At 55.0% G+C, this 21004-nt stretch carries 20 protein-coding genes; 12 read left to right on the top strand and 8 right to left on the bottom strand.

Annotation, left to right across the window (positions count from 1 at the left end; all coding sequences use genetic code 11):
• Positions 1–89 precede the first annotated feature (89 nt).
• From ACR0DU_RS09455 to ACR0DU_RS09435, 5 genes are all read left to right on the top strand, one after another.
• Positions 90–1250: an acyl-CoA dehydrogenase family protein gene (locus ACR0DU_RS09455; protein WP_480715796.1), complete on the top strand. Its 1161-nt coding sequence runs from the start codon at positions 90–92 to the stop codon at positions 1248–1250.
• Between the two features lie 7 nt (positions 1251–1257).
• Complete coding sequence (locus tag ACR0DU_RS09450) at positions 1258–3273, top strand: acetate--CoA ligase family protein (protein ID WP_480873952.1); 2016 nt, start codon at positions 1258–1260, stop codon at positions 3271–3273.
• 3 nt (positions 3274–3276) lie between these two features.
• Entirely contained in the window at positions 3277–4056 is a 780-nt protein-coding gene (locus ACR0DU_RS09445; protein ID WP_170780469.1) for a carnitinyl-CoA dehydratase, read from the top strand.
• A gap of 173 nt (positions 4057–4229) precedes the next feature.
• Positions 4230–4811: an XRE family transcriptional regulator gene (locus ACR0DU_RS09440; RefSeq protein WP_170780470.1), complete on the top strand. Its 582-nt coding sequence runs from the start codon at positions 4230–4232 to the stop codon at positions 4809–4811.
• A 70-nt stretch (positions 4812–4881) separates the two neighbouring features.
• Entirely contained in the window at positions 4882–5772 is an 891-nt protein-coding gene (locus ACR0DU_RS09435) for a LysR substrate-binding domain-containing protein (RefSeq protein ID WP_170780471.1), read from the top strand.
• Here ACR0DU_RS09435 and ACR0DU_RS09430 read toward each other — a convergent pair.
• From ACR0DU_RS09430 to ACR0DU_RS09420, 3 genes are read right to left on the bottom strand one after another with little or no spacing between them, the layout of a single operon-like run.
• Complete coding sequence (locus ACR0DU_RS09430; protein WP_480873949.1) at positions 5759–6331, bottom strand: thiamine pyrophosphate-dependent enzyme; 573 nt, start codon at positions 6329–6331, stop codon at positions 5759–5761. The two genes, ACR0DU_RS09435 and ACR0DU_RS09430, sit on opposite strands and share 14 nt — an antisense overlap.
• Positions 6328–6876, bottom strand: a complete 549-nt coding sequence (locus ACR0DU_RS09425) for a decarboxylase (protein WP_480873946.1) — start codon at positions 6874–6876, stop codon at positions 6328–6330. The genes ACR0DU_RS09430 and ACR0DU_RS09425 overlap by 4 nt, the downstream gene beginning before the upstream one ends.
• A complete protein-coding gene (locus ACR0DU_RS09420; protein WP_170780474.1) occupies positions 6876–7970 on the bottom strand; it encodes an aminotransferase class I/II-fold pyridoxal phosphate-dependent enzyme in 1095 nt (364 codons plus the stop codon). Before ACR0DU_RS09420 ends, ACR0DU_RS09425 begins: the two co-directional genes overlap by 1 nt.
• Before the next feature lie 124 nt (positions 7971–8094).
• Here ACR0DU_RS09420 and ACR0DU_RS09415 point away from each other — a divergent pair, with 124 nt between their 5' ends.
• The 7 genes from ACR0DU_RS09415 (at position 8095) to ACR0DU_RS09385 (ending at position 15935) form a co-directional block, all read left to right on the top strand.
• Positions 8095–9117 carry a succinylglutamate desuccinylase/aspartoacylase family protein gene (locus tag ACR0DU_RS09415; protein ID WP_480873944.1) on the top strand — a complete coding sequence of 341 codons (1023 nt, stop codon included), beginning with the start codon at positions 8095–8097 and terminating at the stop codon, positions 9115–9117.
• Positions 9118–10578, top strand: a complete 1461-nt coding sequence (locus ACR0DU_RS09410) for an aldehyde dehydrogenase family protein (RefSeq protein ID WP_480873941.1) — start codon at positions 9118–9120, stop codon at positions 10576–10578.
• A gap of 243 nt (positions 10579–10821) precedes the next feature.
• Complete coding sequence (locus ACR0DU_RS09405) at positions 10822–12204, top strand: Rieske 2Fe-2S domain-containing protein (protein WP_480873939.1); 1383 nt, start codon at positions 10822–10824, stop codon at positions 12202–12204.
• Positions 12201–12833, top strand: coding sequence for a hypothetical protein (locus tag ACR0DU_RS09400; RefSeq protein WP_480873937.1), 633 nt, complete (start codon positions 12201–12203; stop codon positions 12831–12833). The genes ACR0DU_RS09405 and ACR0DU_RS09400 overlap by 4 nt, the downstream gene beginning before the upstream one ends.
• Complete coding sequence (locus ACR0DU_RS09395) at positions 12833–13459, top strand: hypothetical protein (RefSeq protein ID WP_480873934.1); 627 nt, start codon at positions 12833–12835, stop codon at positions 13457–13459. The genes ACR0DU_RS09400 and ACR0DU_RS09395 overlap by 1 nt, the downstream gene beginning before the upstream one ends.
• On the top strand, positions 13456–14649 hold the full coding sequence (locus tag ACR0DU_RS09390; RefSeq protein ID WP_480873931.1) for a YlbE family protein: 1194 nt from the start codon (positions 13456–13458) through the stop codon (positions 14647–14649). The genes ACR0DU_RS09395 and ACR0DU_RS09390 overlap by 4 nt, the downstream gene beginning before the upstream one ends.
• The gene (locus tag ACR0DU_RS09385) at positions 14646–15935 is read left to right on the top strand and encodes an amidase (protein ID WP_480873930.1); all 1290 of its coding nucleotides are present in this window, start codon (positions 14646–14648) and stop codon (positions 15933–15935) included. Before ACR0DU_RS09390 ends, ACR0DU_RS09385 begins: the two co-directional genes overlap by 4 nt.
• Before the next feature lie 14 nt (positions 15936–15949).
• Here the strand turns inward: ACR0DU_RS09385 and ACR0DU_RS09380 are convergent, their stop codons facing one another.
• The 5 genes from ACR0DU_RS09380 to ACR0DU_RS09360 form a co-directional block, all read right to left on the bottom strand.
• Positions 15950–16882 carry an AEC family transporter gene (locus ACR0DU_RS09380; protein ID WP_480873928.1) on the bottom strand — a complete coding sequence of 311 codons (933 nt, stop codon included), beginning with the start codon at positions 16880–16882 and terminating at the stop codon, positions 15950–15952.
• An 80-nt stretch (positions 16883–16962) separates the two neighbouring features.
• Positions 16963–17376 carry a RidA family protein gene (locus ACR0DU_RS09375; protein WP_480873926.1) on the bottom strand — a complete coding sequence of 138 codons (414 nt, stop codon included), beginning with the start codon at positions 17374–17376 and terminating at the stop codon, positions 16963–16965.
• 14 nt (positions 17377–17390) lie between these two features.
• Complete coding sequence (locus ACR0DU_RS09370; protein WP_480873924.1) at positions 17391–17888, bottom strand: sarcosine oxidase subunit gamma; 498 nt, start codon at positions 17886–17888, stop codon at positions 17391–17393.
• 1 nt (position 17889) lies between these two features.
• Complete coding sequence (locus ACR0DU_RS09365; protein ID WP_480873921.1) at positions 17890–20757, bottom strand: 2Fe-2S iron-sulfur cluster-binding protein; 2868 nt, start codon at positions 20755–20757, stop codon at positions 17890–17892.
• Positions 20744–21001 carry a sarcosine oxidase subunit delta gene (locus tag ACR0DU_RS09360; protein ID WP_480873918.1) on the bottom strand — a complete coding sequence of 86 codons (258 nt, stop codon included), beginning with the start codon at positions 20999–21001 and terminating at the stop codon, positions 20744–20746. Before ACR0DU_RS09360 ends, ACR0DU_RS09365 begins: the two co-directional genes overlap by 14 nt.
• Positions 21002–21004: the final 3 nt, after the last annotated feature.

Below are 21004 nucleotides of genomic sequence, written 5' to 3'. Positions count from 1 at the left end.
TAACTCGGCATGATTATCTACGATTAGTGCATGTCATGGGTTCTGACAATGCCGTTTCATTCTCTATCAGGCATCAGGGGAACCGCGTTATGCAATTTGGCTTATCCGAAGAACAGGACATGATCGTCTCGACCGTGCGCAGTTTTGTCGAGAATGAGATCTATCCGCATGAGGCCGAGGTCGAACGGACCGGCCAAGTCCCGCCCGAATTGGGCGAACAGATCAAGCAGAAGTGCATCGATCTGGGATTTTATGCCTGCAACTTCCCTGAAGAAGTGGGCGGTGCAGGTCTGTCGCATCTCGACTTCACTCTGGTTGAGCGCGAACTGGGTCGCGGGTCCATGGCATTGACCCATTTCTTCGGTCGCCCGCAGAACATTCTGATGGCGTGTAATGACGAGCAGCGTGAACGCTATCTGTTGCCCGCTGTACGCGGTGAAAAAATGGACGCGCTGGCGATGACCGAACCCGACGCGGGTTCGGACGTCCGAGGCATGAAATGCCAGGCGGTTCGCGATGGCGACGATTGGGTCGTAAACGGTTCGAAACACTTCATATCAGGCGCAGAACATGCTGATTTCTTCATCGTGTTCATCGCAACAGGTGTGGATGAAACCCCGAAAGGCCCAAAAAAGCGTATCACCACCTTCCTTGTGGATCGGGGTACGCCGGGTTTTGAGGTGCGCGAGGGGTACAATTCGGTAAGCCACAAGGGCTACAAGAATTACATCCTGTACTTCGACAATTGCCGCCTGCCAGACGCACAGGTTTTGGGCGAGGTCGATGGCGGTTTCGCCGTGATGAACGAATGGCTTTACGCGACGCGCCTGACGGTCGCTGCCTTCTCAGTCGGGCGGGCGCGGCGCTGTTTTGATTACGCGCTGAATTACGCCGCTGAACGCAAGCAGTTTGGCCAACCAATCGGCAAGTTTCAGGGTGTTAGCTTCCAGATCGCCGACATGATCACCGAGATCGACGCCGCCGATTGGCTGACACTCTCAGCCGCATGGCGACTGGATCAGGACTTGCCCTCAAACCGCGAGATTGCGTCGGCCAAAGTCTACTCTTCGGAGATGCTGGCGCGGGTGACGGATACCACGCTGCAGATCTATGGCGGGATGGGGCTGATGGACGATTTCCCGATCGAACGGTTCTGGAGGGATGCGCGGGTCGAACGAATCTGGGACGGCACGAGCGAAATTCAACGCCACATCATCAGCCGTGATCTGCTGCGGCCTCTGGGTGCCTGAGGCGTAGATGAGCAAGGATATCTCTCGCCTTCTGCGTCCGAAATCCATAGCGGTCATCGGAGGTGGTGCGTGGTGTCAGCAGGTTATCCAGCAATCCCAACTCATGGGGTATGCCGGGGACATCTGGCCCGTTCACCCCAAGGCGGCTGAACTCGCGGGGCACAAAGCCTACGCGCGGCTTGAGGACCTGCCCTCCGCCCCGGATGCCGCTTTTGTCGGCATCAATCGACACGCCACGATTGAGGCGGTACAGATTTTGTCCGAAATAGGCAGCGGTGGTGCAGTTTGCTTTGCATCCGGATTCTCGGAAGCTGTGGCCGAGGATGATACGGGTGGAGACTTGCAATCAGAGTTGATCAAAGCGGCAGGTTCCATGCCCATTCTGGGGCCAAACTGTTATGGCTTTATCAACGCGTTGGACGGGGCGCTGTTATGGCCTGACCAACATGGAGCAGTTCCCGTTGAGCGCGGCGTCGCCATTCTGACCCAAAGCTCAAACATCTCGATCAACCTGACGATGCAGCGACGTGCCCTGCCGATTGCATATATGGTGACTTGCGGGAACATGGCGCAGACCAGCCAGGCAGAGATCGCTGAAGCGCTAATCGATGACCCGCGGGTCACTGCAGTAGGTCTGCATATCGAAGGCTTTAAGGATATTCGCGAATGGGAAGTCCTTGCCGTCAAAGCTTTTGAGAAAGGCGTTCCCCTGATCGCGCTGAAGGTTGGTGCGTCTGAACAGGCGCAGGCAGCGACTGTGTCACATACCGCTTCACTGGCAGGCAGCGACGCGGGCGCGCAGGCTTTGCTGAACCGACTTGGCATACCGCGACTAAAGTCTCTCCCAGAGTTTCTAGAAACGCTGAAATTGCTGCACTGCTACGGACCGTTAACAGGAGCCAACATTGCATCGATCAGCTGTTCCGGAGGCGAGGCAAGCCTGATCGCGGATATGGCAGTTGGCACAGGCCTCAGCTTTCCCAAACTGAGCCAAGACAAAGAAACCCGATTGCGCGATGCGCTTGGTCCGATGGTCGCGCTGAACAATCCGCTCGACTATCACACGTATGTCTGGCGCGACGAGGCAGCAATGGCGAGGGCCTGGGCCGGGATGACCGGGGACGATATCGATCTGACCATCTCGATCGTCGACTATCCCACCACCGACTTGACGGATTGGGCTTGTGCAACGAACGCGGCACTCAAAGTACGAGAAGAAACCGGCGCACGATTTGCTGTGGCGGCGACCTTGCCCGAACTTCTGCCAGAGGATGTCGCGCAAACCTTGATGGCGGGTGAAGTGGTTCCGTTCATGGGTTTAAGTGAAACTCTCGCTGCTACTCGGGCCGCGGGTCAGATCTGTGCGCCATCGCACGAACCAATCTGCTTACCAGGCGACCTTGAAGCCAAACGAATCTTGACCGAAGCGGACGCCAAACAGGCACTGGCAGAACATGGTCTGCGTGTGCCCCAGAACCGTTCGGTTCGGAGTGCAGAAGAAGCCCAATGCGCGACACACGAGATGAACGCGCCTTTCGCCGTCAAGGGCGTCGGACTTGCCCATAAGTCCGAACACGCCGCCGTGCGATTGGGAGTTCAGGCCTCTGACGTGCCGAAAGTTGCCACAGAAATCGGAACTGACGAGATCCTGATCGAAGAAATGATCTCGGGAACCGTGGCCGAACTGCTGGTCGGCGTCGTGCGCGACCCCGCCCATGGGTTTGTTCTGACCCTCGGCGCGGGTGGTGTCCTGACCGAGATCTTGCGTGATACCACTTCGCTGCTGATACCGACGACGCCAGATGAAATTCGTGGTGCGCTCGGCGCGCTAAAAATCGCTCCGCTTCTGGCTGGCTATCGCGGCCAACCAGCGGCTGATATAGATGAGATCATTGCCGCTGTTCTGGCTGTTCAGAACTATGTCGTGCACAATGCCGATACGCTTAGCGAGGTCGAAATCAACCCGCTTCTTTGCACACCGACCCGCGCGGTTGCAGTGGATGCCCTAATCAGAAAGGCCTGAGATATGGACCCGATCAAGACCCGCCGCGAGGGCGCAATCCTTGAGGTTACTCTGGACCGCCCTAAGGCCAACGCCATCGATCTGGCCACCAGCCGCGTCATGGGGCAGGTCTTTGCTGAGTTTCGCGATGACCCCGAATTGCGCGTCGCCATTCTGACTGGTGCAGGAGAAAAGTTTTTTTGCCCCGGCTGGGACCTGAAAGCCGCCGCCGACGGCGACGCGGTGGATGGGGATTATGGTGTGGGTGGTTTCGGAGGGCTTCAGGAACTGCGCGACCTCAACAAGCCAGTCATCGCCGCCGTCAATGGAATTGCATGCGGGGGTGGGTTGGAACTTGCGATTTCAGCTGACATGATTCTGGCCGCAGAACACGCTACCTTTGCCTTGCCTGAAATCAGGTCTGGCACCGTCGCGGATGCCGCCAGCGTCAAACTGCCTAAACGCATCCCCTATCACATCGCAATGGAATTGCTTCTGACAGGTCGCTGGTTCGATGCCAAAGAAGGCCACCGCTGGGGATTGGTCAATGAGATTTTGCCTTCCGATCAGCTCATGGATCGCGCTTGGGAGCTTGCGCGCCTGCTCGCCTCAGGACCACCACTTGTCTATGCAGCGATCAAAGAAGTTGTGCGCGAAGCCGAAGACAGCAAGTTTCAGGATGCGATGAACCGCATCACCAAACGGCAGTTGCGTACGGTAGATGTACTTTACTCCAGTGAAGATCAGCTTGAAGGCGCAAGGGCCTTCGCTGAGAAGCGCGACCCGGTCTGGAAAGGGAAATAACAAACCCATTCGTTTTCAAACTAAGTAAATGAATCCGAGAAGAACAGCCCTTGATCACACAGGTCGAGCTAGTTCATCAAAGTCAGCTCAATTTTTGAGTAGATCATACTTTACACGCCTGAAAATCAGGTCACAAATTGCTTTATGCATATATTTGGGATCAACGTGACCTGATGCAGGACAAAAAACCTGAGACTGAACTGGAGATTGGGCGCACTCTGCAAAGACTGCGGCAAGAGCGAAACCTGACCGTCACAGAACTGGCATCTCAGGCAAACCTGTCGACGGCGATGATCAGCAGAATCGAGAACGGCCACGTTTCGCCTTCTCTTGGCACACTGCAGGCTTTGGCCGATGCCTTGTCAGTATCTCTGATGGCGTTGTTCAGCCATTCCGAGCACACGGCAGACGTTCACCATGTTCCCGCAGGCACAGGGTTGCCGTCGCGGCGGATTACGCATGACCACGCACATGACTACCTGACACTGGGTAAGCACAGCGGGCCGGGCGGGTCCTTTCAATCCGCACGCATCCGTATTTCTAAGCAAGACCAAAACACCTTGCCCAAATACCAACACGAGGGACACGTATTCATTTATATGATCGAAGGGCGTGCCCGGTATCTGTGCGGTGCCGAAGAATTTCTGATGGCGACGGGCGACACGCTTAGCTTTGACGCCAAACTACCACACGGAGTACACGAAATCCTATCGGACGAGATCGAGTTCATTACCGTTTCAACCCGGCCACAGTAGTGACCATCTGCTGGCGGCACCGTGCCTGAAACCCTTGCCTCAGCGACCTGGGAGTGAAAAGACCTAGAGAATGAAAATTACCTTTCGACAGGTCGATGCGTTTCGATCCGTGGTATCTACCGGATCTGTAACAGAAGCCGCGACAATGCTGGGCATTTCGCAACCTGCAGTTAGTCGGCTAATCGCCGATCTTGAGGCTGAAGTCGGATTTGCTCTGTTTCAACGCTCAGGAAGGGTTCTGATTCCTACAGACGAAGCGCGGCTGCTTGTACAGGAAGTGCGCCAAGCCGTCAGCGGTATGGAACATATCAAGCAGGCGGCAACAGCGATCGGGAGTTTTGGACACGCGCGACTAAGCCTGGTAACTACCCCAGCCTTCGCGACGCAACTGGCCCCCGATCTGATCAGCTCATTCGCATTGGCCTGCCCCGAGGCTATGGCGCGGTTGGAATTTGAGGCCAATGACGATTCAGTAGAATGGCTGGTATCGCAGAGTTTTGATTTTGGGATTACATCCAGCGTCCCGTCTAACCCATCTTTTAACAGCCTGATGCTATCGGATGATGATGTATACTGCGTCTTGCCCAAGGGCCACCGGCTAGAAGACAAATCCGTCATTCACGCGCGAGATTTGGCGGATGAGAGTTTTATATCCTACATGGGTTCATCCCGCTTCCGGTTCGAGGTCGACCGCTTTTTCGATGCCAAATCGATTTCGCGTAGCCTAAAATATGAAACTCGAACTACGGATGGAGTCTGTCGTCTTGTCGCGCGAGGGCTTGGAGTGTCGATTGTCGGAATGTCCAAAGGCCGTTCCGAAACCGTTCCAGGATGCGCTGTGCTGCCGTTTGCTGCACCGCTAAATTTTCAAACAGTGCTTTTCTGGTCCAACAACAGACCACTATCCGCTGCTGCAAATATCTTTCTCGAAATAGCGAAGGACACGCTTAGCTCCGATTGAGCGCATATCGAAAGCTTTGTCGCGCCTTTGCACTGTGAATATAGTCATAGTCGCGTGGATAGGATTTGCCCGGCTGAATCTCCATCGAAACAAACTGAGGGCCCGGCGTATTCAGAATATATGGTAACGCGTCTGCAAACAGTTTCAGCTCGCGAAAACCTTGCGACCCGGCATATCCGGCTGAACGCGCAAACCCAACGAAATCTACCCGATCAGCGCCGGGCAGCGGATGCGCGCCATTCACCTCATACACCCGGTTGACCGCCACGAAGTGATACAAATTAGTTACGCCTGAGTTTGCTATCGTGACCAGAGAACCCAGATTCATCAACAGACTGCCATCCCCATCCAAAACAATCACGCGCCTGTCTGGATTGGCTAACGCCAAACCTAAACCGTGTGAACTGGCCTGACCCATTGCTCCGACCGCTACATAGTTCAGGTCACGAGGATTGAGTTGCAGCCAATCAAAGCAGCTTTGATATACGGCCACAACGATATCCCGTTCATTCACATGGGGTATCAACGCAGCAAGCGCATCATCACGGTCAATGATCATGTTGCCTCCGGGCTCCGTCCAATCAGGAATACATGAGGGCACGACGCGTTGTATGCCGCATCGACGGCTTGCGGAATATGATCAATATCTTCAGGCTCTTCGATCAGCGAGTGCGATATTTCCATCGCATCCAGCACCGGTTGGATAATCCGCACCCCGTATGAAGCTGATTGGTCGGGTTGCACATCGGGCTCTTTTCCCTGCAATCCGACCATCATCACGATGGGCAACTCATAGTCCATGCCAATTGCCCGAATGGCGTTCAGAGAATCCATCAACCCGGTTTGCTGCATCATCAATAGCGCCCGAGTACCATTGTAGGACATAGCCCCACAGATGCTAACTCCCTCATCTTCTTTACAGATGCGGGTCAGGCGAAAATCGGGATCTTTCGAAATCGGCCAAAGAAGGCCGTCACTTGTGACGATATCCGGCAGGGCAACAATTTCCCGAATACCCGATTGCTTTATGCAGGCGATGATGTCAGCACCCGACGGAAAGGCAATATCCCGAGCACTTGCGGCAGGTTGAAGTGATCCGCCCATTAGCCCGCCCCATTCAAAAATTCAGCAATACCATCTCGCACAGCTTGCAGTTCATGGGGCCGCCCAATGGTTATGCGAATATAATCCTTGTAGGCAGCCGATGCCAAACGCCTTACTGCAATACCATTCCGGCGTAAGAAGAGGTCGACCCCTTCTGCAGATTTCACTGGATCAGGAAAATGGACCAAAAGAAAATTGGTCTGACTTGGGACTATCGTCAAACCCAGCGATTGCATTTCCGACGAAAGCCACTTGCGCCCACGCTGATTGGCATCAAACACAAAGCGTGTGTGCGCCCGATCTTCAAGCGCTGCAATCGCAGCGACCGCCGAAGGTGAAGCAACGGGAAAGGTCAAGGCAATACGCCGAATACTATCCAGGATATCCGGAGGACCAAACACCCATCCTACCCGCGCTCCGGCCAAGCCGTAGATCTTAGAAAATGTCCGGCACATAACGACGTTGCCGGCCTCTTCCACCAACTTGTGCGTTGGCTCATAGTCTTCAGCGTCGACATATTCTTCGTATGCCGCATCAATCACCAGTAACACGTCCTTAGGCAACGCTGCGTGTAGCCGCCTCACCTCAGATCCGTTCAAATAGGTTCCAGCGGGGTTTTCCGGGTTCGCAAGATAAACAATCCGCGTTCGATTGGTCACGGCATCAATCATTCGATCAACCGAGGGCTTGAAGCCGTCATCAGCGACTGAAATTACATCGGCATCATTTGCATAAACGTAGTTTGGAACCTTTAGATATCCGTTTGCGCTTCGGATCAGCTCGGTGCCCGGCCCCAAATAGGCTCTGGCCAATCGGGCCAGCAAATCATCCGAACCTTGTCCCGTTGTTATCCAAGATTCGTCCAGATCGAAATGCCGCGCGATAGCGGGTGCAAGAACACGATCAGGGTTCTCTAGATAGCGCTCAATATCGCTCATGGCGGCGCGCGCCGCCGCACGCGCATTGGGACTGGGTCCAAAAACACTTTCGTTGGAATTCAATAGCACGGTCGCAGGTTGCCCGGCTTCTATCGGCGCACCCACCATATGTGGCTTGATGTTTTCGATTCCAGATTTTGCCAGAACTATGGTCATATTGCTTCCTCGAAACGGATCAATCACGCTGCTCAACAAAATATATCACACATATTTATTCATATGCCAATTCACTTGCAAAAATATTATGGTATATGGGGGCATATTGAACAAAGGACCTGCCATGGCAGAGGCGAAACAAACGCAACCCAGCAGAGTGCATGCAACCATCAATCTAGATTCTCCGGGCAAACAGACCGGGGATTTAATGCTGAAGTGGTCAGACAACACCGTGCCACTGGGATATCACCCCATTGCGATCGTCAGTCTTCGCGGATCTGACGGCCCGACGGTTCTGCTGCTAGGTGGAACTCATGGTGATGAATTCGAAGGCCCCGCTGCAATATTGCGGCTAGCCGAGCGGCTGGATCCCTCACAGATTGCCGGACAGATCATCATGATACCAGCCCTTAACGCTCCGGCGGTCGCCAGCTCCTCTCGAGTATCTCCGCTGGACGGGCAGAATCTTAACCGCGCCTTTCCCGGTGACCCCGACGGCGGGCCGACGGCGATGTTGGCGCACTATGTGGAAACAGTATTACTGCCACGTGTTGATGCAGTGATTGATCTGCATTCCGGCGGCAAGGCATCGGTCTTTGCACCTTGCGCACTGGCGTCGCGCTGTGCTGACCCCAAGCTGACCAAAGCGAACTTTGATCTGTCCAACGCATTCGGATTGCCGCTGATGTGGGTATTGGGCGCACATAATGACAATCGTTCAGTCAACGCAGCAGCCGAGCGCGCAGGTGTTCCTATGATCGCAACCGAGCTAGGCGGTGGCGGCAATATCACACCCGAAATTGTAGATGCCGCAGAAACAGGTTTGATGCGCTGCCTAACCGAACTCGGGCTTCTAGAAGGCAGCTCTGGTATTGGAACACTCCCGCGGCAGGTTGAGATCGCATCCCCGCATGACTCACTCTATGCCCCCGAAAATGGCTTATTCGACCGATATGTCTGTGCTGGGCAAGAGGTTCAGGCGGGCGATTTGGCGGGGCATCTGCGTTTTCCCGATAATCCTGGCCGACCCGCTCTGAAACTAAATTTTCCCAACAGCGGATTTGTGCTCGCGCATGGCAATCGCGGGATGGTGTGTCGGGGCGACCTGCTGGCGCTGGTAGCTCAGAACGCATCGAAAGGAGACTGAATGCGATCCTACACTCCATTCATTTCAGGCAAGTTCATAGATTGGCAAGGGGACACCATACCCAGTATCAACCCTGCAACTGGACTGGTCTGGAGCCATATCGCCAGGTGCGACACATCCGAGGCAGATGTAGCGATACGAGATGCGGACCTCGCCTTTCGCGCAGGGCCGTGGGCTCAGCTTGATCCTTCAGGGCGCGCCGACATGCTTGATGCTATGGCTGATATGCTTGAGGAGCGTTGGGAAAAACTTGTTGAACCGGAGATTCTGGATAATGGCAAGCGCATTACCGAGGTACGTGGTCAGCTTTCTGGATTGCATTGCTGGTATCGCCATTTTGCTGCCGAAGCGCGCAAACTAGCCCCTGTTCCACAGAGCAATTCCACGCCTGGGGTCACAAGCGAAGGACACTGGTCGCCCTACGGTGTGGTGGTCGCAATTACACCATGGAACTCGCCCCTGATGATCCTGGCATGGAAGCTGGCTCCGGCTCTGGCCGCAGGAAACACGGTTGTGGTTAAACCTTCGGAAATGGCGTCAGCCTCAACCCTGGAATTCGCCCGACTTGTTTGCGAGGCGGGTCTTCCACCGGGTGTGTTGAACGTGGTGACGGGATGGGGCCACGAAGTTGGCGAGGCACTTGTTCGGCATGCGTTGACACGCAAAGTAAGTTTCACCGGCTCAGATATCGGTGGCCGCAAGGTCGCTCAGGCTGCCGCGGGTCAAGTCGTGCCCACAACGCTCGAACTGGGCGGCAAGTCGCCTCAGGTTGTGTTCGCCGATTGTGATCTGGATTCGGCGATCAACGGGGTTATGTCCGGCATTTTCCTGTCAAATGGCCAGACTTGTGTCGCAGGTTCTAGGCTAGTTGTCGAAGCCCGGATCAAAGACGCAATGATCTCGCGACTGCTGGAACGATCCCGTTCACTGATACCTGGCGACCCATTTGACCCGAACACTCAGATTGCACCGCTCGCCAATGAGCCGCATCTGAGAAAGGTAACTGCGATGATCGAACAAGCAAAGGCAGACGGCGCCAATTGCCTGCTGGACGGCACCCAAACAGTTAAAGGGATTGGCGGCTACTATGTCGGACCAACGATCTTTGATCAGGTCTCTCCGGACATGCAGATCTGGCGAGAAGAGGTTTTTGGCCCCGTGCTTTCAATCACCACCTTTGAATCTGAGGACGAAGCCATCGCGCTCGCTAATGACAGCGACTATGGACTGTCCGCCGGGGTTTGGACCACGGATGCAGCGAAAGCCGCCCGAGTTGCCGAAGCGATATGTGCGGGCACCGTTTACATCAACCACTACCGCAGCGTGGACCCAGGCAGCCCGATCGGTGGCGTCAAACTATCGGGATATGGGCGGGAACTGGGACCAGACGCAATCATGGATTTTCTGCAGGTCAAGTCAATCTGGACCGGAACCACACCTGTATCCAACCCGTTCCTTTAATTGCGTTGGCCGACAAATTGGCAGGGCGCAGAATTGCGAAGAAATAACTAATTGACATATGGATGGTACTATCAATAAAAAAATATAATGTATTAGAGAGCGCTAGATTTGTAGAGCATTCGCGCACTGCAGCGTCCAGCCATATCCGGCATGAGACATCGGCAGGTCATTCCCGAGTGGAAGCTCGAGACATGCAGAAGCCAATCGCTGGATGCGTAAGCCACGACGACTGGAAGGTCAAAAATGAACACCCCATCTGACAACAGCCCATTCACGGTTCCAAAAGGGAATTTTCGCGGTCACGATCAGCAAGGTGTCTGGTCAGAAAACTACGACACGGAATTGACCGAGGTTGGTCCTGGAACACCCTGCGGCGAGTATCTGCGCCGGTTTTGGATGCCCGTCGCCATGACTGATCAAATTGGAGATCTTCCTTATCGCCTCCGAATTCTGGGCGAGGATTTGATCCTGTTTCGCGAAAAGAAAAATGGCAGGCTGGGATGCACCCATCTGCATTGCTGCCACCGAAACATGAGCCTGGAATTCGGCATCGTGGAAGAAGGCGGCATTCGCTGCTCTTACCATGGCTGGAAGTATGGCTTGGATGGGACAGTTCTGGAAACACCATGCGAACCCCCTGCGTCTCAGGTAAAGAAAAAGGCCTGTCTCGGGGCGTACCCAATCATCGAATACAAAGGGTTGGCTTTTGCCTATATGGGTCCGGCAGATAGGACCCCGCCTTTCCCGGTTATGGATACCTTCGATGATGAAGGTGATGAACTGGTACCGTATCTCATCAAGTCACCCTGCAACTGGCTACAGGTGATGGAGAACGCGTGGGACCCGTTTCATGTGGTCTATCTGCACACCAAGGCTGCGCGGGTGCAGTTCCACGAAGCATTCGCGCATATGCCGATGATTGAGTTTCACGATAGTCAGACCGGCGATTTCTATACCAATGTGCGTCGGGATGGTGATTTCATCTGGGTGCGAGTACATGACCACATGTTGCCATCGTTCACTCAGAATGGCGGGCATTTCCCAATTCCGGATCGATCAAGGTACTTTGGACGCGGTGGGCTGTCACGATGGATCACTCCAATTGATGACACCAACACCATGGTCATCGCCTGGCGTCACTTTCGGGAAGAGCGGTTCAACGACGACCCGCGCGGCATGACCAATCGGGACGAAGTGGGCTTTGGCAAAACCGATTTCTACGGCCAGGGTCCTGATCGCACCTATGAAATGCGGCAACGCGATCCGGGTGATTATGATGCTTGGGTCAGCCAGGGCCCAATCAACATTCATGCCCGTGAGAACCTGTCATTCACAGATCGTGGTGTGGCCAAGGCGCGCCGGATGTTGCGCAACGCGATCCGGGCCCTGGCAAATGGAACTCCACCTGCACAGCCAACTGACAATTTCAAGGGTATAATCCCGACTTATGCCGGGGATACCGTGTTGAAAATCCCGTTGCAGGAAGGTCGCGATGATGGCGCCCTGCAGAAAGAAGTCTCGTTCAAGGTTGCTGATATTCTGAGGTCCGGCGATCATCTGCAGGGGTTTGAGCGCCGCGTTTTCATCGAAAATGCTTTGAAAGAATACGAGGCAAGCTGGTCATGAGCATGCGAATCCCTCACAACCCGGGGCGGGTTGATTGGTCGGGCGAGAACCCGGGCATCTATCTGAAACAGCAGCCCGATCAGGCCCTTTACGATACGCTGGCGTTGTTCTTTCGCGTGGTTCTGTCGCCATATGGGCGTGGTCATGCAGCAATTGTATTGGGCGCTCCGGACGAGGCCAGCGGCTGGCCGAAAGTCCCAAACCTGATCATGACCGACAACCAGCGTATGATGCGTTGGATCGTTGAAGGCTGGGTATCCAAGATGCCAACATTTGTTGGCAAACCGGGCTTGCAGGCCATGACCTGGCTGGATTGTGACAGCGTTGAAAAGCGGCCCGGTGACCTCAAGACACGCTATTCCGAGACCCTGCGTGGTTCGGGTGTGACATTGGACATGATCTGGCAGGATATGGGGCCACCGCTGCCGGTGGAAGTCACACGCGAAAACTCGGCGACCAAAGAACACGAGATGTATTCCGTATTTCTTGAGGCCAAACAGGCTCAGGTCAGGATCAACGGCACCGCCCTGCGCGGTCAGGTGGCAGATCGCCAATTCTTTGGACGCACGATGAGCACGGCCTTTCTGGCCTTCTCGGAAACTTGGGTTACCCCTGCGGAGGACACCTGATGCCCCTGAACGAGCCCATCACCCCCGGCGTTGTTGACTGGACAGGCGAAAACCCGGGCATCCTGCTTAAAGACGAGAATGGCAATTTTAGCGCCTTGGCGCTATTCTTTCGGGTGGCTTGGTCTCCGGTCGGTCAGGGGCAGGTGCTGTTGCTTCTGGGATCGCCTGATCAGGTTGAGGGTCCACCGAATGCCCCAAATGTCATCCTCAGCGACAATCCCGAACTAACCGCGTTCCTTAAAAAGAACTTTATCAGTAAACTGGCTGCCTTTGCCAATACGCCTTCGTTCGCAACCCTGCCTGAAATTGGGGCACATGCCGTGCGCAGTTCGGGCGACCCGATGAGCCATCGGTATACCGAAACAATTGCAGGCGGCCCCTTGACGGTTGAACTGGTTTGGGAAGGATTCGAAGCACCTCGTGCATTGGAACTGTCCCCACATGAGGTCGCCTCGGGTGAGCAAAACATGTTCTCGCTACTGGTTCCTGCCCATGCGGCCCAGATCATCGTCAATGGCCACACGCTGCCGGGTAAGTTGGGTACGCGCGTGCAGGCCGGGTATGAGACCACGACCGCATTTCTCTACTTCTCGGAAACTTGGATCATTCCTCCGGAGGGATCATGACCCTACACCCGTCAGACCAGTTGGCCTTTGATCGGGCGATGGTCACACAGCCGGTCTGGAATCGATTCAATACCGCAGCTGACGCGCTTGACCTGCCAGAAAATGTACTGTTGCACGCAGGTCCAGCCTTTTCGCGCCCCGCGGATATCACCGCTCCGATCCTCAATTCAGCTTGTGTTGCTGCAGTCTGGGAAGGTCTGTCCCGTGACTTTGATCAGGCCGAAGCGATGATCATGGCAGGTGAGATCGCGTTACGCCCGGCACAGGAGCACGACGTCGTCACACCGCTGGCAGCCGTGGTGTCCGCCTCCATGCCGTTGCATTCGGTCTACGACGCATGGCGCGGTCAGACGAGGGTTTTTTCCCCGATCAATGGTGGAGCACGCCCGTCGCTGCGATTGGGTCTGCGCTCGGACGCTGTTCTCGAACACATCCGCTGGCTGAACACGCGCTTTCTGGATGTGCTGCAAAACGGTCTGGCCGAAGGGATTGCGTTGGTTCCATTGGCGGTTACGGGGTTGGTAGGTGGCGATGATTGCCATGGGCGCACACCCGTCGCAACAGAAGCGTTGGTTGATGAACTTAAGGATCGCACATCCGATGGCATCAACGACGAAGATGTTTTGGAGTTCATGGCGAACTCTCCTTCGCTGTTCCTGAATCTCTGGATGGCGGCGACCAAGCTGATGATGAAGCTTGCCGAAGGTGTCGAAGGCTCCAGTTTTGTGACGGCAGCAGGTGGTAATGGGCGAGAGGTTGGCATTCAGATCTCGGGCCTGCCGGGACGGTGGTTTACTGTTCCCGCAGCACCGCCCAAGGGTCGCCTCGATACCGACTTACCCGAAGACCGCGCCCTGGGTGCCATCGGAGACAGCGCCGTGGTCGAGGCCTTTGGCCTTGGTGCCATGGCCATCGAACTTAGCCCCGAGCAGAAAAAGGTTCTCGGCGCTTATCTACCTGACAATTCCAACGCACGGGTGACAGGTCTGTCAGCAGGTTCTCATCCCTATTTTCGTTCTCTGGATATTCGGCTTGGCTCAACTGCGCGCGGAGCGGTGGCGCAAGGTTCTGGTCCAGCAGTTGGGCTTGGCATACTTGATAGGTTGGGTCAGGCTGGTCGGTTGGGTGGTGGCATCTATGACATGCCGGTCGATCCATTTTCAGCTGCGGTGAAAGCACTCAAGGCATGAGTGATTTATGTCGCCGCAGCGCGCACGAACTGGCCCGACTGATCCGGATAAGAGAAGTCAAGCCATCGGAGGTCATGCAGGCACATCTCGAACGGATCGCACTTCGCGAACCTGTGCTTGGGGCATTTCAGCACCTTGATGCAGATCGCGCCATGGATCGGGCACTGGCTGCCGATAATCGGCAATCTGACGGGCCGCTCCATGGTGTCCCATTCGTAATCAAGGATATCGTCGATACCGATGACATGCCGACCAGTTGGGGCAGTGACCTGTATTCTAATCGACAACCGGTAATGAACGCGGCCTGCGTTCAAATGCTTCTCGATGTGGGCGCCATTCCTATCGGCAAAACAGTTACGACCGAGTTCGCCTATTTCCGGCCCGGCAAAACTGCGAACCCGCACAATCCAGGCCATACTCCGGGCGGCTCATCATCGGGTTCCGCTGCAGCGGTCGCTGATTTCATGGCTCCGCTGGCCTTTGGATCGCAGACGGCGGCATCATTGATCCGACCGGCTGCATATTGCGGAGTTTATGGATTTCGCCCTACGATCCATGGCTACCCGCTTTCCGGTGTGATGGGGTTGTCACCAAGCCTTGATACGCTTGGGGTACTCGCCCGTCATCCATATGATCTTGCACTTACCGATGCGGTTCTACGCGGCATCGAGCAGCCTCAACGAGCGCGTTTTGAGGACAGTTTGCCGCGGGTCAGCCTGATGCGCGGACCACACTGGATGGATGGCTCGATTGAGATGCGTGACACCTGCACCCGTGCTATGTCCGCCATTGCAGCCGCAGGATCGGAATCTGGCGAAATTGCCCACCCTGCTATTTTTTCTGAACTCACCTCGGCACATCACACTGTAATGGCATATGAGACCGCACGATTACGCCGCGATGAATTTGAAAAAGGATTGCCAGCGATCAGTCCTCAATTTCACGCGCTGATCGAAGCCGGGTTAAAGATCAGCGAGGTGGATTACCAGCATGCTCTGATCCTCCGTGATCGTGCTGGATTAGTATTGGAACAGATTTTTGGGGATACCGATACCCTTCTTGTGCCGTCTGCGCCAGGTACGGCCCCGGTGGGCCTGGAAGCGACCGGAGATCCCTTGTTCTCGCGCATGTGGAACCTTTTGCAGGTTCCTTCGATCGCCATCCCTTTTGGGACCGACCAAAATGGATTGCCACTAGGGATACAGCTTGTCGCGCCAAAGGGCTATGACGCCCGGCTACTGGATATTGCGCAATGGGTCAGTAACATCCTAAACCCATTGGGTTGAATTTTTCGGTTCGTCTAACCGATTAACGGCAACAATATCGCCAACGAAATTGGTATACTAACGGCTGCTATCAAGGTCTGAAGCGTGACGATTGCGGCCATCAAAGGCGCGTCCCCGCCTAGTTGCTTGGACAAAGTGTACGATGAAGCCCCCGTAGGCACCACGGAATAGACCACTGCAATCTGCAAAACATCCTGAGGTAACCCGACAAATATTCCGATACATAGCGCAGCAACCGGAAAAACCATCATCTTGCCGACAATAGCCAGCATTAGAGGCAGCGCACTCGCCGCCATCGCCCGGACACGCAGGTTTGCGCCAACAGCCAGCAGAGTAATGGGCAATGCGCCCGCCCCAAGAATGTCAGCCACCTCGTGGACAACAGGAATGCGGTCACCGATCATCTGGTTGGCCCCAATCGCCAATAGGATCGAGATGACATAGGGATTTCGCCCAAGCTCACGCAGGATAGCGATCGGCAATCGGGTCGCAGTATCCTGTTTCAATGCCCCCACCATCATGACCACCATGACGATGTTGGTGATAGGCACCAATATGGCTGTCGCCAGAATGGCGATGTCAAACCCCACTGGACCGTAAAGATTGGCTGCAAGCGCAAGGCCTATGAATGAGTTATGTCGCGCACTTCCCTGCAAGATCGACGTCGCCTGCGGTGCCGCATATCCCATCAGACGGGCACTGATGACTGCAAATACCAGCGCCGCCAAAAACCCACCCAATATGGTCATCGAATAAAGGCCAAGCGCAGATTTATCTAACGGCGATAACGAGATCTTCGTGAATAACAGGCAGGGCATCAAAACCCAATAAACCAGCTTGTCATTCAGGTTCCAGAAATCGGTGCTGGGAATTCCACCTTTACGAAGTGCCAGACCCAACGCGATAATCAAAAAGATCGGTAATATTGAAGTCAGAATAGTAAGCATCTCAAATTAATAATAAATCTGGGCTGCACTTCGACATACTGTCATACAGTGATATTCTAGACAACTCGACCGCCACCCATTCAAGCGCTTTCGTCCGTGTCTTCGTCGATCACAGCCATTGCATCAATTTCAACCAACAGTGAAGGGTCGGCCAAACCTTGCACGACAACCCCGGTCGAACAGTGATGCACGCCTTCAAACCAGCGGTTGATTGCCTCATATACGGCAGGCCGGTAGGAAATATCAGTGACATAGACTGTCAGCTTGCAAACATCGGCAAGGCTGCCTCCGGCCTCTTCCATCCAGCGTTGAATATTGCGGCAAGCCTGATCCGCCTGGACACCGGGGTCGCCCTCGCCGATGAGTGTCCCATCCAGCATAGTTCCAACTTGGCCCTGCATGAAGACAAAATCGCCTCGCGCCCGGATCGCCTTGGAATAGGTCGCCTGAGCGTGATAGCGGGTTTGATATTTGTGAATATGTGTTCGTGCCATTCGCTTTTTTCCCTCTAGGCGACGGCACGGGAAAGATAATCCTCGACCATATCGCCAAAGCTCTGCTCTACGGCAAATTCAAAACCATCTTCACACCGCATAAATAGTGCTTTGAGGCCAAACAATTCAGTATATGTCACGGTTTCTTCGCCGAACTCAGTTTCATGTATATCCAACGGACACGCAACGGACATCACTTCGTCAGCTTGCGGACCGACCACTCGAAAGAATGTCAGCATATCCGAAACCCGCACGATGCTGATTTCCGCCGGGCAATTGGTTGGGCTGAGGTGTTTCTCCAGTTCGGCTTCCTGCTCCAGCGGAGCGCGCGCGATCCAGTGGTTTCGCCCGACATGATACAATTCGACTAAAGCTTGACCTGACCGCGAGTTTGGCCGCTCTGGCAGTGTCGACAGAACATCAGCTGCCCAGTTTTGAATGGCAGCCGAACTCCCTTTTAGATCAAACAGCGCGTTTAGGGGTTGGCGCGCAATTGCCGCGTCATAAGTCATCTCAGGACCTCAAGAGTTTGCCATCGGGATCGTGGAACACCGGTTTGGTGATTTTGACTGGGATCACTTCATCTTTCAGGCGGACATGAGCAGTCTCCCCGTGTCGGCTATGACCATTCTTCAGCAATGCCAACCCGACCCAGCGATCGTTCACAACACTCCAGACGCAGGCAGTTACGAGGCCTTCGGTGGCCTCTTTACGACCTCCGGGGGTTAGCGGCGCGCCTTCTGGCACTTGCCTGTTGTGATCTTCGGGTAGAATGCCCACCAACTCCCGCCGAATTGCTTTTCCTTCGCGACGCAGCTGTATCGAGCGTTTGCCAAGATAGTCTGTCTTTTTCTTCGACATTGCCCAACCCATCCCAAGGTCATAGGCATCCACTGTGCCGTCGACTTCGTGTCCCAGCGACAGGAAACCCTTTTCGACACGCAGCACGTGGCTCGATTCCGAGCCCACCGGGAGGATCCCAAAGGGGGCACCTGCTTCCATCACCTTGGCCCATAACGCCGCCATGTGGCGTGGGGCAACATTGACTTCAAAGGAAAGTTCACCCGTGAAACTGACGCGAACGATGCGCGCGGGAAAACCTGCGACGGTCCCATCCCTGAAAGACATGAATGGAAACGCCTCGGGCGAGAGGTCGACATCTGTGCTAAGAGCCTGCATCACATCGCGCGCGCGCGGGCCGCAAATCGTGGCGTTGTTCCATTGGCTTGTCACTGTCGTGATCATCACCTGCCAATCCGGGAATTCTGTCTGAAGCAGCTTTTCCATATGCTGATTTATTGCATCCGCATGACCGGTAGAGGTGGAAACAAGCCATCTGTGTTCATCAAGCCGGAACACCACGCCATCATCCAGGATCAGCCCATCATCCGATAGCATCAGCCCGTAACGACCATTGCCAGGCGTCAGCGAAGACATCACGTTCGCATAGATAAAATCCAGGAATTGAGGGACATCGCGGCCTTTCAACTCGAATGTCCCTAACGGTGAGCCATCATAGACGCCAACGCCCTCCCGAACGGCACGGCATTCACGGTTCACGGCGTCTTGTAGGCCTTCACCCTGTTGAGGGAAATAACCCGGGCGCCGCCAACGCGCACCGGCCTCATACATGACCGCGCCATTGTCTTTGTTCCACTGGGTAACTGGCGTGTGCCGATAGGGGAACAGAACCGAATCCTCGCGTAGCCCGCCGATCGCACCGAAGGACACAGGTGTGTAGGGCGAGCGGAAAGTGGTTGTTCCGACCTCTTGCAACGGCACACCTTTTTGCATCGCAACAGTGCCGATGATGTTGATGTTCCCGGTCTTACCCTGATCAATACCCATGCCGCCGGTGGTATAGCGTTTGACATGTTCGACATTGTCATAGCCCTCACGCAGAGCCAGATGCACGTCACTGACAGACACGTCATTCTGAATATCCAGAAACGCCTTTCCGCGCTGGTCAGGCAGATCTACCCGCCAAAGCGGCTCGATCTCATATGGAAGCTCCTCACCCCCATCGATAATCTGATCAAGTGTCAGTTGCCCAGCCGCAGCGCCAACCGCTGTGCAGTTCTGCACTGGTTGATAAGGAAGAAAGGCAGCCAAATCTTCGTCAAACCTTAGCGTGCTGCGAGATTGAGACCACAAATGTACAGTCGGGTTCCATCCCCCTGAATGCGCAAGCAAATCGCATTCAATCCAATTTACAGAACCCGATGTGGAAACGGCTTTTACTGCTTTGACCCCTTTATGACCGCGCACACCTCCAACAACGGTTGAAGATTGCACAGTGATTTCGGGCACCAATTCCAGTGCGGCCTGAGGTACGCTTGAGCGACTGTCGAGGATAGCCTCAACCCGCACCCCTGCCGCGATCAGATCAGAGGCGACCGCATATACACTGTTGTTGTTGGTAAACAGGACTACTCTTTTTCCGGGAACAACCCCCCATCGGTTGAAATAGGCCTGTACCGAGGATGCTAACATAACCCCGGGCCGGTCGTTATTGCTGAAGACCATGGCACGTTCGGTTGCGCCTGTGGCGATAACCACTTCGCCTGCCCTCACGCGCCAAGAACGCTCAATGATGCTTCCCTGTACAGGATTACGCTCATTCACAATCAGCAAATTGTGTTCGCGATATGCCCAGACGGTCGCATTCTGCAAATGGGTCACATTGGCCCTCCCCCGCAGCTCCTGAACGGCATCCTCCACCCAACCCATTGCAGGTTGCCCGTCGATGGAAAGATTGCGGTTCAACAGGCTGCCACCTGCCTCAGAGCCTTCGTCGGCAAGGATTACGCGCTTACCCGTCCGTCCCGCCTCAAGCGCTGCCATCAGTCCGGCCGGGCCTGCGCCTGCGATCAAGACATCAGCATGGGCGTGGCGCGCTTCGAAATGCCCCGAGGATGGCGGCTGAGCTGGTGCAGCAGCCAACCCGGCAGCTTTGCGAATTGAAGGCTCAAAAAGATGCCAATTGGGCCATTTGAACGTCTTGTAATAAAAACCGGCCGGTATGAAACGGCTGAGCAGTTGATTTACACCGCCAATATCAAACTCGGGCGATGGCCAGCAATTCACCGAACGCGCGCTTAGCCCGTCGCGCAAAGGGACGGTGGTTGCCGGGCGGTTTCCCGAGGCATCCTCACCATCCAGCTCCACCAGTGTCGCGGGTTCTTCGGGACCATGACCAACAATGCCACGAGGGCGGTGATACTTAAAACTTCGCGCCGTAACACGAACACCGTTGGCCAATAAGGCCGAGGCCAGAGTATCGCCTTCAAACCCCTCATAGGATTTGCCATTGAAGGTAAATCGCAGAGGCCGATTTCGATCAATTCGCCCACCCGATGCACAGCGGTTATTCTGAGTCATCTGCGGCCTCCACGATGTCATGGGTCCGGGTATCGCGCCAAATCGTGACCCACTCGCCACAACCTCGCGCATGCCACCACCGTTCCTGAACCGGGCCCAATGGGTTAGGCACCACGGTCAGATACTCGACCCATTCGGCGTCGCTAACGCTGTTCGGGTCGGGGCGGTCTGCACCGACCGCGCCTCCAAAGATAAATTCGCGTTCATTACGTTTGCCGCAGAATGGGCAGGGAATTAGCATCATGAA

The organism is Ruegeria sp. G2 (assembly GCF_056533505.1).
Note: the sequence above shows the minus strand (reverse complement) of the source record. Positions and strands in the feature narration are given on the sequence as shown.

Excerpts from the sequence above, each read along its gene's own strand:
- ACR0DU_RS09395 (WP_480873934.1), top strand. The coding sequence starts at position 12,833 with ATGCCCCTGAACGAGCCCATCACCCCCGGCGTTGTTGACTGGACAGGC.
- ACR0DU_RS09410 (WP_480873941.1), top strand. The coding sequence starts at position 9,118 with ATGCGATCCTACACTCCATTCATTTCAGGCAAGTTCATAGATTGGCAA.
- ACR0DU_RS09380 (WP_480873928.1), bottom strand. The coding sequence starts at position 16,882 with ATGCTTACTATTCTGACTTCAATATTACCGATCTTTTTGATTATCGCG.
- ACR0DU_RS09405 (WP_480873939.1), top strand. The coding sequence starts at position 10,822 with ATGAACACCCCATCTGACAACAGCCCATTCACGGTTCCAAAAGGGAAT.
- ACR0DU_RS09450 (WP_480873952.1), top strand. The coding sequence starts at position 1,258 with ATGAGCAAGGATATCTCTCGCCTTCTGCGTCCGAAATCCATAGCGGTC.
- ACR0DU_RS09435 (WP_170780471.1), top strand. The coding sequence starts at position 4,882 with ATGAAAATTACCTTTCGACAGGTCGATGCGTTTCGATCCGTGGTATCT.
- ACR0DU_RS09375 (WP_480873926.1), bottom strand. The coding sequence starts at position 17,376 with ATGGCACGAACACATATTCACAAATATCAAACCCGCTATCACGCTCAG.
- ACR0DU_RS09445 (WP_170780469.1), top strand. The coding sequence starts at position 3,277 with ATGGACCCGATCAAGACCCGCCGCGAGGGCGCAATCCTTGAGGTTACT.
- ACR0DU_RS09430 (WP_480873949.1), bottom strand. The coding sequence starts at position 6,331 with ATGATCATTGACCGTGATGATGCGCTTGCTGCGTTGATACCCCATGTG.
- ACR0DU_RS09420 (WP_170780474.1), bottom strand. The coding sequence starts at position 7,970 with ATGACCATAGTTCTGGCAAAATCTGGAATCGAAAACATCAAGCCACAT.
- ACR0DU_RS09370 (WP_480873924.1), bottom strand. The coding sequence starts at position 17,888 with ATGACTTATGACGCGGCAATTGCGCGCCAACCCCTAAACGCGCTGTTT.
- ACR0DU_RS09440 (WP_170780470.1), top strand. The coding sequence starts at position 4,230 with ATGCAGGACAAAAAACCTGAGACTGAACTGGAGATTGGGCGCACTCTG.
- ACR0DU_RS09365 (WP_480873921.1), bottom strand. The coding sequence starts at position 20,757 with ATGACTCAGAATAACCGCTGTGCATCGGGTGGGCGAATTGATCGAAAT.
- ACR0DU_RS09415 (WP_480873944.1), top strand. The coding sequence starts at position 8,095 with ATGGCAGAGGCGAAACAAACGCAACCCAGCAGAGTGCATGCAACCATC.
- ACR0DU_RS09400 (WP_480873937.1), top strand. The coding sequence starts at position 12,201 with ATGAGCATGCGAATCCCTCACAACCCGGGGCGGGTTGATTGGTCGGGC.
- ACR0DU_RS09390 (WP_480873931.1), top strand. The coding sequence starts at position 13,456 with ATGACCCTACACCCGTCAGACCAGTTGGCCTTTGATCGGGCGATGGTC.
- ACR0DU_RS09425 (WP_480873946.1), bottom strand. The coding sequence starts at position 6,876 with ATGGGCGGATCACTTCAACCTGCCGCAAGTGCTCGGGATATTGCCTTT.
- ACR0DU_RS09385 (WP_480873930.1), top strand. The coding sequence starts at position 14,646 with ATGAGTGATTTATGTCGCCGCAGCGCGCACGAACTGGCCCGACTGATC.
- ACR0DU_RS09360 (WP_480873918.1), bottom strand. The coding sequence starts at position 21,001 with ATGATGCTAATTCCCTGCCCATTCTGCGGCAAACGTAATGAACGCGAA.
- ACR0DU_RS09455 (WP_480715796.1), top strand. The coding sequence starts at position 90 with ATGCAATTTGGCTTATCCGAAGAACAGGACATGATCGTCTCGACCGTG.